This is a genomic window from Thermosipho melanesiensis BI429, assembly GCF_000016905.1.
Classification (GTDB): domain Bacteria; phylum Thermotogota; class Thermotogae; order Thermotogales; family Fervidobacteriaceae; genus Thermosipho; species Thermosipho melanesiensis.
Genome location: NC_009616.1, coordinates 1,786,287 through 1,798,176 on the forward strand (window position 1 = coordinate 1,786,287; position 11,890 = coordinate 1,798,176).

At 30.2% G+C, this 11,890-nt stretch carries 15 protein-coding genes and 1 riboswitch; of the genes, 3 read left to right on the forward strand and 12 right to left on the reverse strand.

All coding sequences use genetic code 11. From position 1 onward, the window contains the following. Positions 1-5: 5 nt before the first annotated feature. Genes rplS through ffh form a run of 7 tightly spaced genes read right to left on the reverse strand, consistent with a single transcriptional unit; the run spans position 6 to position 4,031 of the window. Positions 6-353 (reverse strand): 50S ribosomal protein L19, encoded by a 348-nt coding sequence (rplS, locus tag TMEL_RS09200; protein WP_012057993.1) that lies wholly within the window; start codon positions 351-353, stop codon positions 6-8. Between the two features lie 14 nt (positions 354-367). Beyond that, positions 368-934 carry an RNA methyltransferase gene (locus TMEL_RS09205; RefSeq protein WP_012057994.1) on the reverse strand — a complete coding sequence of 189 codons (567 nt, stop codon included), beginning with the start codon at positions 932-934 and terminating at the stop codon, positions 368-370. Continuing rightward, the gene (trmD, locus tag TMEL_RS09210) at positions 924-1,664 is read right to left on the reverse strand and encodes a tRNA (guanosine(37)-N1)-methyltransferase TrmD (protein WP_012057995.1); all 741 of its coding nucleotides are present in this window, start codon (positions 1,662-1,664) and stop codon (positions 924-926) included. Before trmD ends, TMEL_RS09205 begins: the two co-directional genes overlap by 11 nt. Continuing rightward, entirely contained in the window at positions 1,661-2,197 is a 537-nt protein-coding gene (gene rimM / locus TMEL_RS09215) for a ribosome maturation factor RimM (RefSeq protein ID WP_012057996.1), read from the reverse strand. Before rimM ends, trmD begins: the two co-directional genes overlap by 4 nt. Then, positions 2,194-2,418, reverse strand: coding sequence for a KH domain-containing protein (locus TMEL_RS09220; protein ID WP_012057997.1), 225 nt, complete (start codon positions 2,416-2,418; stop codon positions 2,194-2,196). Before TMEL_RS09220 ends, rimM begins: the two co-directional genes overlap by 4 nt. After that, positions 2,415-2,702, reverse strand: a complete 288-nt coding sequence (gene rpsP, locus TMEL_RS09225) for a 30S ribosomal protein S16 (protein WP_012057998.1) — start codon at positions 2,700-2,702, stop codon at positions 2,415-2,417. Before rpsP ends, TMEL_RS09220 begins: the two co-directional genes overlap by 4 nt. 21 nt (positions 2,703-2,723) lie before the next feature. Then, positions 2,724-4,031 carry a signal recognition particle protein gene (gene ffh, locus TMEL_RS09230; protein WP_012057999.1) on the reverse strand — a complete coding sequence of 436 codons (1,308 nt, stop codon included), beginning with the start codon at positions 4,029-4,031 and terminating at the stop codon, positions 2,724-2,726. A gap of 207 nt (positions 4,032-4,238) precedes the next feature. Further along, a riboswitch (TPP riboswitch) is annotated at positions 4,239-4,349 on the forward strand. A 33-nt stretch (positions 4,350-4,382) separates the two neighbouring features. On the opposite strand from ffh, the gene TMEL_RS09235 reads away from it, so the two are divergent. Together TMEL_RS09235 and TMEL_RS09240 are read left to right on the forward strand one after the other, a co-directional pair. After that, on the forward strand, positions 4,383-5,360 hold the full coding sequence (locus TMEL_RS09235; RefSeq protein WP_012058000.1) for a thiamine ABC transporter substrate-binding protein: 978 nt from the start codon (positions 4,383-4,385) through the stop codon (positions 5,358-5,360). A 104-nt stretch (positions 5,361-5,464) separates the two neighbouring features. Beyond that, complete coding sequence (locus tag TMEL_RS09240; RefSeq protein ID WP_238375213.1) at positions 5,465-6,865, forward strand: ABC transporter permease; 1,401 nt, start codon at positions 5,465-5,467, stop codon at positions 6,863-6,865. Here TMEL_RS09240 and TMEL_RS09245 read toward each other — a convergent pair. Genes TMEL_RS09245 through TMEL_RS09255 form a run of 3 tightly spaced genes read right to left on the reverse strand, consistent with a single transcriptional unit; the run spans position 6,862 to position 9,133 of the window. Then, entirely contained in the window at positions 6,862-7,728 is an 867-nt protein-coding gene (locus tag TMEL_RS09245; RefSeq protein ID WP_012058002.1) for a VIT1/CCC1 transporter family protein, read from the reverse strand. The two genes, TMEL_RS09240 and TMEL_RS09245, sit on opposite strands and share 4 nt — an antisense overlap. Before the next feature lies 1 nt (position 7,729). Then, complete coding sequence (locus tag TMEL_RS09250) at positions 7,730-8,506, reverse strand: Rossmann-like domain-containing protein (RefSeq protein WP_012058003.1); 777 nt, start codon at positions 8,504-8,506, stop codon at positions 7,730-7,732. Between the two features lie 12 nt (positions 8,507-8,518). After that, entirely contained in the window at positions 8,519-9,133 is a 615-nt protein-coding gene (locus tag TMEL_RS09255; protein WP_012058004.1) for an N-glycosylase/DNA lyase, read from the reverse strand. 120 nt (positions 9,134-9,253) lie between these two features. Here TMEL_RS09255 and TMEL_RS09260 point away from each other — a divergent pair, with 120 nt between their 5' ends. Further along, entirely contained in the window at positions 9,254-10,012 is a 759-nt protein-coding gene (locus tag TMEL_RS09260; protein ID WP_012058005.1) for a hypothetical protein, read from the forward strand. A 15-nt stretch (positions 10,013-10,027) separates the two neighbouring features. Here the strand turns inward: TMEL_RS09260 and TMEL_RS09265 are convergent, their stop codons facing one another. Continuing rightward, complete coding sequence (locus TMEL_RS09265) at positions 10,028-10,873, reverse strand: hypothetical protein (RefSeq protein WP_012058006.1); 846 nt, start codon at positions 10,871-10,873, stop codon at positions 10,028-10,030. A 46-nt stretch (positions 10,874-10,919) separates the two neighbouring features. After that, positions 10,920-11,858, reverse strand: coding sequence for an ornithine carbamoyltransferase (argF, locus tag TMEL_RS09270; protein ID WP_012058007.1), 939 nt, complete (start codon positions 11,856-11,858; stop codon positions 10,920-10,922). Positions 11,859-11,890 lie beyond the last annotated feature (32 nt).

The following is an 11,890-nucleotide window of genomic DNA, read 5'->3' on the forward strand; positions in this document are numbered from 1 at the left end:
TTAAATTACCTTCTCTCCTTAATTTTCACCTTTCCGCGAATATTTCTTAAGTAGTACAATTTTGCCCTTCTAACTTTTCCTCTTCTTACAACTTCTATCTTTTCAATTATTGGTGCATATAACGGAAAGATTCTTTCAACACCTATACCATTTGCACCAATTCTTCTTACTGTAAATGTTTTACCAACTCCAGAACCTCTTAAAGAAATTACAATTCCCTCAAATGCCTGTGTTCTTTCCTTGTTTCCTTCTTTAAACTTAACATATACTCTAACAGTATCACCTGGTCTAAATTCAGGTACTTCTTTTACCTGATCTTTTTCAATAATTCTAATAAGGTTATCCATACTCATATAAAATCCCTCCTTTATACATTTTCACCTATTAATCTGTCCAAAATAATCGCTACAGCCGCTCTAACTGACAAGTGGTTAAAATCGCTTCTACCTCTTACTGGTTCAAGAGCATAATCACACTGTTCTAAAATTTCATCTGGCATTCCCCAACCTGTTCCAAACAATATCAAAACAGGTCTACTTGTTTCTAAAATAATCTTTCTCCCTTCCTCAAAAGTTATTGTATTATCTCTCCACTTTGCAGACGTAAACATTATAATTGGTTTTTTACTTTCAACATTTTTTATATCATCTATTACATCTTCAAAATAACCAACTAATTTTACTAACGATAATGCCTCAGAACGATTGGGATTGTATTCTTTCCCAAATCCATTAAGCCAATAATTTAAAACTTTTTTTACTATATCCTGTTGCGCTGGTAAATTGGTAACTAAATAATATCTTTTTAGCTTGTAAGTTCTTGAAGTTCTAGCAATATCGTGGATATCCAAATTTGTAACAGCTGTCGAAATAATTTTCCCATCTCTTCCCAAAATTGGATAGTGTAACAATGAGAGATAAATCTTACTTAGCATTATTAATCAACTCCCTAAATAAATCAAGCAACGCAACTTTATCAACTCCATCTAAATCCTTGTTCAAAAAGAGATCTGGCCTTTTTAACATGGTTTTCTTCAAAGCCATTTTACGTCTCCAAATCTCAATTTTTTTATGATCACCACTTAAAAGCACTTCTGGAACTTCTAAACCTTTATAATTTCTTGGCCTAGTATAGTGCGGATGATCAAGTAAGCCTGTGTTAAAAGTTTCTTGTTCTACTGACTTTTTATCAATTACATCTGGTATAAACCTTGAAACGGCATCCACTATGACCATCGCCGGTAATTCTCCACCTGTCAACACATAATCCCCTATGGAAATCTCCCTATCAACAAATTTTGTAACCCTCTCATCTATTCCTTCATATCTACCACAAATTATTAAAATACTTTCTTTTTCACTTAATTCTTTTACCAAATGGTTGGTTAATCTATCCCCCTGGGGAGAAGTAAGTATAGTATATGTATTTCCATATCTTTCTTTATAATACTCAAAAAAATTAAAAAACGGCTCTGGTTTCATTACCATACCAGGCCCACCACCAAATGGATAATCATCAACTGTTTTATGCTTATCATTTGTAAAATCTCTTAAATTAAATATTTCAATTTCCAAAATACCATTTTTTATTGCCCTAGAAATTACTCCATATTTTTTTACAATCTCTACCATTTCAGGAAATATTGTCAAAATACTTATTCTCAATCCAACCACTCCGGTAATTTTACAACAATTTTGTTACTCTTTTTATCAATTTGCAAAACATATTCTTTAATTACAGGTATCAATATTTCATCTTTGGTATCCTTATTAATAACAAACACATCATTGCTACCTGTTTGAATTACTTCATCGATATTCCCCAAAAAAATACCTTTTTCATCGTAAACTTTCATTCCAATAACTTCGTAAAAATAATACTCGTCACTAGAAAGAATTGGTAACCTTGATTTTTCAATATAAAGTGTGGAACCAACAAACTTTTTAGCATCATTTAGTGTATCAATACCTCTAAATTTAACAATATAATATCCATTTGCAAGAGACATATGAATTATTCTACCAATCAAAAGTTTTTTCACCTTTTCGTTATAAATAAATACCTCTTCTAATGATTCAATCACCTCTGGCATATTTGTTAGCGGAAACAATCTTAACTCTCCATTAAGCCCATGAGTTTTTCCCAAAACTGCAATGGGGACTTTATCTTTTAAAAGCTCATGGAGAGTTTTTATCATCTTACCACCTTCAAAATAAAATCATTCTCATCAGTTATTGACGATAATAAAATTTTTATTGACTTTATTGTTCTACCATCTTTACCGATTACTTGTCCAACATCTTCAGAATTAACAGATATTTCAAAAACTTTTTTCCCATCCTCGTTAAATTCAAGTACAACAACCTCATCGGGATTCTTTACAATCCCCTTGAGTATGTACTCAAGGAGTTCTTTCATTGATTTTCCTCCTTCTTTTTAGTCCTTTTTATTTCATCAACTTTCTTAAAAACACCAGCTTTTCTCAAAAGATTTTTTACAGTTTGACTTGGTTGTGCACCTTTCAAAATCCAATCCACTGCTTTATCAACATCTACATTTAAAATATACGGATCTTTTATTGGATCATAATATCCCAAACTTTCAATATACGCACCATCTCTTCTCTTTCTTTGATCAACAACAACAATCCTGTAAAATGGTTGTTTCTTCTTACCCATACGTGTTAACCTAATCCTTACCACGCTAAACACCTCCATATATATTTATAATTTAAACCCCTTTAAATTAAATGGCAACTTTCCCTTCTTAAACATCTTCATCATTTTTTTCATTTCTTCGTAATTTTTTAACAATTTATTTATATCCTGCACCGTCGTTCCACTACCAAGAGCTATCCTTCTTTTTCTACTTGCATTGAGTATTTTTGGATTTCTTCTCTCCTCAGGTGTCATTGAATTTATTATTGCTTCTGTTATTTTCATCTCTCTTTCACCTTGTTCAATATCTACTTTAGGCGCACCTGGTAAAAGTTCCATTATTTTTGACAAAGAACCTAATTTTTTGATCTCCTTTAATTGCTCCTGAAAATCTTCCAAAGTAAATTCTGCGTTAATCATCTTTTTTCCAAGTGTTTTCATCTTTTCCTTATCTAGCTCTTTTTCGGCTTTCTCAATTAAAGTCAATACATCACCTAAGCCTAAAATTCTACTTGCAATTCTTTCAGGATAAAATTCCTCTAAATCCTCTATTTTTTCACCAACACCTATAAATTTTACAGGTTTATTGGTTACATATCTAATTGACAAAATTACTCCACCACGTGCATCTCCATCCATCTTTGTTACAACAAAACCAGTAACATCTAACTTTTCGTTAAAGGTTTTTGCAGAATTTACAGCATCTTGCCCCGTCATCGCATCAACTACCATGAGTATTTCATCTGGTGATAATATTTCTTTTATCTCTACTAACTCATTCATCATTTCATTATCAATGTGTAATCTTCCCGCGGTATCAAAAATTACAACATCATATCCACTATCTTTTACTTCTTTTAGTGCCTCTTCAACTATTTTTATTGGATGTTTTCTATCCCCGCAATATACAGGTACGTCTATTTTCTTACCTAAAGTAATAAGCTGATCAATTGCGGCAGGTCTGTATGTATCTGCAGCCACCAAATAAGGTTTTCTGCCTTTCTTCTTTAATAAATTTGCCAATTTTGCAGCACTGGTCGTCTTACCACTACCTTGCAAACCTACCATCATAATATACGATGGTGAATGTATCATTTTCAAAGGTTGTTTTTCTCCCATTAATTTAATTAACTCATCCCTTAAAATCTTTATAAACATCTGATCAGGCGTTAGAGATCTTAAAACCTTTTCGCCTAATGCTTTCTTTTTTACATCTTCAATAAATTCCTTAACTACCTTATAATTTACATCTGCTTCCAACAAAGATAATTTAACTATTTTTATCGCTTCTTTTATATTCTTCTCGGTAATTTTCCCTTTTCCAGACAAAGTTTTGAATGCTTTTGAAAGTTTTTCTTGTAAACCTTCAAACAACCAAATCACCTTCCTTCTTTCCTTTAACTAGTATATTATACTTTTTTCTTTTTTCAATTAAAATTTCCTACACAATTGATAACATACAAAAAAATATATGTAACAATTATATTACAATAAATATTTCTATTAACTTAACTCACATAATAAAGTTAACAATTATGTAATATATATACGTTTTTTACTTAATAACATTGGTATATAATAAAATTACCCAAGGGGAGCTCCATAAGCCGGGGCTGAGAGGAAGACGGAAGTCTTCGACCCTTAGAACCTGAACCGGGTAATACCGGCGGAGGGATGGGAAATTATCCCTCCATTTGGAGGGAATTTTTTTTAGGAGGTGAAGTTATGAAAAAAATTATAGTACTATTAATCTTGTTAATTAGTGCTTTCTACTTTTCAACTCAAACATTAGTTGTATACACATATGACAGTTTTGTATCAGGCATTGGTTATGAAGTAGTGCCTATATTTGAAAAAATGTATGGTTGTAAAGTGGATTTAAGATCATTTGGTGATGCTGGTTCAGTCCTTTCTAGATTAATCCTTGAAAAGCAGAACCCAAAGGCAGATGTAATTATAGGGCTTGATCAAGCTTTATTGTTTCGTGCAATTAAAGAAAACTTACTTGAAAAATACACGCCAATAAACAAATCACTTCTAAAATATCCAGAATTATTAAATGAATACGGTGTTCCATACGATTTTGGAGCAATTGCAATAGTATACAATAGAAACACAGTAAAAAATCCACCAAAGAGTTTTTCTGACTTGCTCAGTAAAAAATTTAAAAATCGGATAGTAGTACAAGATCCAAGAACTTCAAGTACAGGTTTAAGTTTTTTACTTTGGACAATTGCAGTATATAAAGATAATTACTTAGACTTTTGGAAGAAATTTAAAGAAAATATTTTAACAATAACCCCTGGATGGGATGAAGCATTCGAAATGCTTGAATCAGGTGAAGCGGACATAATGGTAAGCTATGCAACTGATGGTGCATATAGTTATCACAACTACGGTGAAATTATCTATGTTCCTGTTATACTCGATGACGGTGCATGTGTTCAAATAGAATATGCTTCTATTGTAAAAGGCACTAAAAACATGGAACTTGCAAAAAGGTTTTTGGAATTTATCCTAATGGAAGATTTCCAAGAAAAAGTACCATTAAACCAATGGATGCTTCCAGTTACAGAAGTAAATACTCCTGAAGCCTTTAAGTATGTTCCACAAATAAATAAGATTTTAAAATTAGAGCCTAAAATCTACGAAAAACAAGAGGAGATATTAAAAGAATGGTCAAAAGAAGTAATTGGTGGATAATATCATTCCTATTTGTAATTGGGGGACTTTTCGTCCCCTTATTTTTCTTGTTTTACAAATTTGGTGGTGCCAATTTTAATGTCATACGCGAACATTCAAATATAGTGAGGTTTACTATCTTTCAGGCATTTTTATCATCCTTTTTTACTCTTCTACTTGGACTTCCTGGAGCATATATTATTGCTAGAACAAAAACCAACAAATTTTTTAATTCTATATTTAGAATACTTTCTTCAATACCATTTATACTCCCTGGTGTTACAATGAGTATAGGTTTTCTCATGGCATTTGGAAAAAACGGACTAATAACGCGCCTTTTAAATCTGTTTGGTTTTAGAGAAAGGATATTGTATACTTTTACAGCAATTATATTAGGTCATGTATTTTATAATTTTCCTCTCTACATTAGAATTGTTGGAGAAACTTGGGAAAAAATTGATTCAAGTTTAATTGAAGCTGCTAAAATGGATGGTGCAAAAAATTTGAAAATATTTTTCACTATTGAACTTCCATTACTAACATCTTCAATAATAAAAGCTTTTCTTTTAACATATGTATACACATTTACCAGTTTTTCAGTTGCCCTAATACTTGGCGGAATAAAATATTCTACAATAGAAGTTGCCATATATATGTACACAAAAATACTTTTTGATTTTAAAAGTGCATTTGCACTCTCTATATTCCAAATATTTTTCATTTCAATTGTTTCTTATATTTTAACCTTTGAGAAAGAAGTATTTCAAACCGGGAAATCATTAAAAGATAAATTTCCCATATGGGGTTATTTCTATCTCTTTATTGCTATAATTTTTGTTTTCATTCCACTATTTTATTCATTAATTTCAGGATTTATAGAATACGGTGGGAAATTAGGCTTTGAAAATTTCAAAAGATTAATTACACTTGATTTGAGAAGATATGTAGGTACAAATCTTTCTTCAATGATAATATATACAGCCTTCTTTGCCATAACTTCATCTGTAATTTCCGTTCTAATTTCTATAGCCAGTTCTTCAAAAAACAAACTTCAATATATAATGTTTCTACCTGCTGCAATTTCCCCAGTTACACTGGCTTTTTCTTACATATCCCTAAATATAAATCAATTTATTTCCATTCCCATTATACATTCATTCATAACCCTTCCTATAGTATACGGAATTATTTCAAGCGGTTGGAAAGCCATAAACAAATATTCTATTGAGGCTGCATTACTTGATGGTGCAAACACCTTTGAATTAGTATTTAAAATAAAAATCCCACAAGTAAAATATCACATATTAACTGCCTTTTTTTATGCATTAACACTTTCAATTGGAGAAATGTCCGCAACAATAACAATAAGCCAACCTCCGATTTCAACACTTTCAATATCAATATATAGACTTTTAAGTTCAAGAAGGATACCAGAAGCAAGAGCTCTAAATACATTATATTCCCTAATTGTTATTCTATTGTTCTCATTAGTAGAATATCTTAGAAATAGAAAAGTAAATAACTAAAGAATTTCTATGTTAAATAATTTTTTTGCTATAATACCTATAACAAACGAAACACCCATTACTCCAAAACTGATCAAAAACATTTCCAGAAAATACATTTTAAAACTTTTATCTTGAACAACTGAAACAAAATACGAAAAAAACACAATTATTATTAAAGCAATAAAAAGTAAGAAAATCAAAGCAAAAAATGGATTGGATAGAACTAAGTAAGGTAAAACAAGTAAAAATACCGTAAAAATATACGCAATTCCCGTATATACTGCAGATTTTATGGGATTTTGTGCATTTTCGTCAGCTCTTTGAGATAGATATTCTGATGCAGACATAGAAAAAGATGCCGCAATTCCGGTGATTAAACCAGACAATGCAACCAATTTTGAATTTTGAAAAGCAAAAGTTAAGCCAGCAAGCGTACCCGTAAGCTCAACCAATGCATCATTTAAACCTAATACCATTGAACTTATGTATTTTACCTTTTCCTCATCAATTAAACTCAACAACTTTTTTTCATGAATATTTTCATCCAAAATAATTTTTTCAATTTCAGTAATTTCATCTTTCAAAACTTTATATTTTTCTTGTGCTTTTTCTTCACCCTTTTCCATTGCGTTTAACGAAAATGTAATCCCAAATATAAAAAATAGTATCAAATGCCAGATAATTTTTAAGTACTTTGGTTTTACATCTTTATTTGAATAATTTTTCAAAATGCTATAATGTTTAAGTTCATCACCTGCTATCTCTTGTAAAATTTTCCTGTTACTTCCTCTTGTAATTTTAGCTAATAATTTATAAACATAGTATTCTGTTATCTCGTTTTTTTGAAAACTCCTCAAAATTTTCAACAATTTTTTATCCATTTTATCCCTCCTTTAGAACAATCTTTTCAACAACTTTTTCTGCAACTATTTTCTTAGTACCTGCACCATGAGCTATTAACTTAAATAGCTTTTTTGAATCCAAAATTTTCACCCCTGCAAGTATTTTAACTGGGAAAATATCTTTTACAAGTGGAGTTGAAGGCCCAACAATTGCTATTCTATCTGTATTTACGTACTTCAAAATCCAATCAATAGTTCCATTAATAACAGCTGCTCCAGTTATTATTACCACAGAGCATTTGGGTAAAAGCTCAATTATAGACCAATCAGGTAATATTTCTTCACTCCCATTTCTATTTCTATCAAAAACCAAAACATCCCATACAATTGGTTTTAAATACTCTATTAAAGGATCTATTTTCCCAACAATCCCAACAATATCTTCAAAAGAAACCTCCAAAAATTCTATTATATCTCCTTTTTCATAATTTTTCATATTGTTCTGTAAAATAGCATTAAGTGTTGCATATCCAACTGAACGTGTAAAAGGATCAGAAGAAAATAAGCCAATTTTCAAAATTTCATTAACTTTCATACCCACATTAATTTTACTTGTTGGATTTCCTGAACTTGAAGTACATTTAAAAAACTCCTCACATTTTCCCAAAGTATCTTCTCTAAGTGTATAACTTACTCCACAACTATTATCACTTAAAACTGCTGAAGTTAAACCATACCCAATAATATAATCTTCTAAATAAATTTCATTATCAATATATTCAAGTGCTTTTTTGTATAACTTTTCAGATATTCTCATAACATTTTCCTCCTATTTTTCCACTTTCCCCTTTAAATAATACCACAAATACAAATCAAATTTTCCAGGACACTCTTCAAACTTTTCAGCAATATCTATAAAAATTTTTTCAATCTCAAGATATTTTTTCTTACTCCAACCCTTTGGAACATCCTCAATATACCCATATTTGTACAATAACCTTAAAACATGCTTATCAAGTATTGAAATATTACAAATTCCAACATTTCTTAAAAAATGAGATGCCTCTTTCCATCCAATTCCCTTAACATTTTTCACCAAATACTCTCTAGCATCTTTAATTGGAAGAGATAAAATCTTTCTAATTTTACCAACTATCCATCTATTTTCAAAAATATACCTAGCTCTCGCTACTGGAAACCTATGACCTACTTTCCTTAAAGCATTTTCAAGTTCTTTTAAATCAGATGTAAAAAAACCTTCTCCAATTTCTTTTTGTGCTATTATACCACCTTTTGCCGACCAATTAGCAGTTAAAACACAAAATGATAGTTCTGAAAATAAATCAATTTCTGAACCATTTCTACCAAGTTCCACAAACTCATTCCATCTTTCTTCAACCATTTCTTTAGCTTTGTCTTTTATACTTCTAATTTCTTGAATCATCTTTACACCTCTTTTTGTTAAAATAATTAAAATCTTTTAAAATTTATAATTATATGTTAAAATTATACCTTAAATATGATAAAATATACACAAATGAAAAAAACAGAATGGGGGGATTAAATGTACATAAAAATGTTTGGAGAATATGGAATTTATTTGAAAAACGAAAAAATTTTATTAAATAGTAAAAAAGCCGAATATATATTATACTATCTCATATTGAATAACAAAAGAAAAGTTTTCGTAAACGAAATACTTGATATTTTTTTTGAAGGTTATGAAGAGTCATATTCTAGAAAAAACTTAAACACATTATTGTATATGATAAGAAAGGGTTTAAACATTACAAAAGAAGAGTTAAAAATAGAAAAAAATCAAATTTTTCTTGATACCAAAAAACTAAAATGTGACTATCTGCAATTTCAAAAACTTGCAGAAAAAAAACCTTCCGAAAAGGTTTTAAATGAGATTACAAAAATTTATACAGGAGAATTATTAAGAGATCTTGATTTCGACTGGATCATACCATTTAGAGAACTTTGTGAAATGCAAGTTTTATTAATTACCCAACAATTAAATATAAAAGATGAAAATATTTTCGAAATACAAAATCTTCCTACAAAAAATGAAATTCAAATGGAACTTGCCATAAAATTGATAGCAATGGACAAAAAAAGGCGAAATCCAATGTTTTACCCTCTTATTATAAAAACCACAGAAAACATTAAAGACAAAATTAGAAAAAGCGATTTTTACGTTAAATTATCTCAAAACACTTATCTTGTTCTCTTTGAAACAGGTGATTCAAATATTGAAACCTTAAAACATATATTAAAACTGAGATTTAAAAATAATTTAAAAATATTAGAAGAACTTTAACCCCCTAAATGGGGGCTAAATTCTATTAAATGCCATTGTAAACAATTTAGAAAGCGTATTTGCAAAATCTAAATATACTTCATTTTCAAAAGCCAATTCATTTTCAAAACTATACAAAGAAACAAAGCCAAAAATCTCACCATTTTTATAAAATGGTATTGAAAGCATAACCAAAATCCTACTTAAATGAGCATTTTTCATTAAAAATTCCACTTTGCTTACCTTTTCATTGTTTACATTTAAATAATACTCATCGACAACATCATCAAGTCTTACTACAAGTGGTCCCTCAAGCCTTTTTGAATAAACCTCATCTATTGTAAAAGTAACATCTCTCATAATCTCATAATCAAAGCCAGAAGCGCCCTTTATTTTAAGTACATCACCTTCTTTAATTGAAAATAGCGCTCCATCAACGTTTTTAAAATTTTCAACAAACAAATCTGTAAGGGGGCTATAGTTCTCTGTTAAGTCAAAACCAACTTTCAACCACTTATCTAGATAATTGTTAACTATTTTATCTAAAACATAAAACATTTTTGAATTTAGCTTTAAACTTAAAATACAATCTATTTTTACAAACGCTAAAATGTACTTATATCCTTCTCTTGTTACCTTAACTTCAAAATTTTCGGCTTCATATTCAAATAAAAATTCTTCAGTACCTTCCAATAAATTTAATTTATTTTGTCTCAAAAAAATCGTATATATCTCTTTTACTTTATTATATGGATAAGAACTGTGAAGAACCTCAAATTCCACTAAATCGGAAATAACCAAAATATCCACTAACTTTTTTAAAATTTCTTTAGAAATAATCACACCTCCTTTGTCCAAAAATATTATAACACAATCCAACAATAAAAAACCCCCAAGCTATAAGCTTGGGGGACAAAAAAATAATCTTTTATATCGTTGCTAACATAACAGCTTTTATCGTATGTTTCCTGTTTTCAGCTTCATCCCAAACTCTACTTTGGAGACCTTCAATAACATCAAAAGTTACTTCCTCACCTTTTACTGCTGGTAAACAATGCATAAATATAGTTTCTGGTTTACCGGTCTTTTTCATAACTTCTTCATTTACTTGGTAAGGCATGAGAAGTTTTCTTCTTTCCTCTGCTTTTGATTCTTCACCCATAGAAGCCCAAACATCCGTATAAATTACATCTGCACCTTTAACTGCTTCATCAACATTGTCCGTAAACTCAATTACCGCCCCTGTCTCTTTTGCAACTTCCATACATTTTTTTGTCAATTCCTCATTTGGTCTTAATTCTTTTGGTGAACAGATTACGTAATGCAATCCCATTTTTGCAGAACCTATCATCAATGAATTAGCCATATTATTTCTTCCGTCACCCATAAATACAAGTTTTATACCCCTTAATCTCCCAAAGTTTTCTTCGATAGTCATCAAATCAGCCAAAACTTGCGTTGGATGATATAAATCAGTTAATGCATTGTAAACAGGCACACCAGAATACTTTGCCAAAATTTCAACTGTTTCTTGTTTAAAACCTCTAAACATTATCGCATCTACCATTCTTCCTAATACTCTTGCCGTATCCTCTATAGACTCTTTTGCTCCAAGCTGAATATCCTGCGTTGATAAAAATAATGGATGTCCACCTTCCTCACCAAATGCCGTTTCAAAAGCAACCCTTGTTCTTGTTGATCTTTTTTCAAATATCATTGCAAGTGTTTTTCCTTTAAATCTTTGATGAACTATTCCTGCTCTACTATCAGCTTTACATGTTTTTGATATATCTAACAAATACCTTATTTCATCTGTAGAAAAATCAAGTAAGGTTAATAACGATTTTCCTTTTAAATTCATTCCCATTTTAACCCCTCCCGCTAAAATTAGCGGGGACC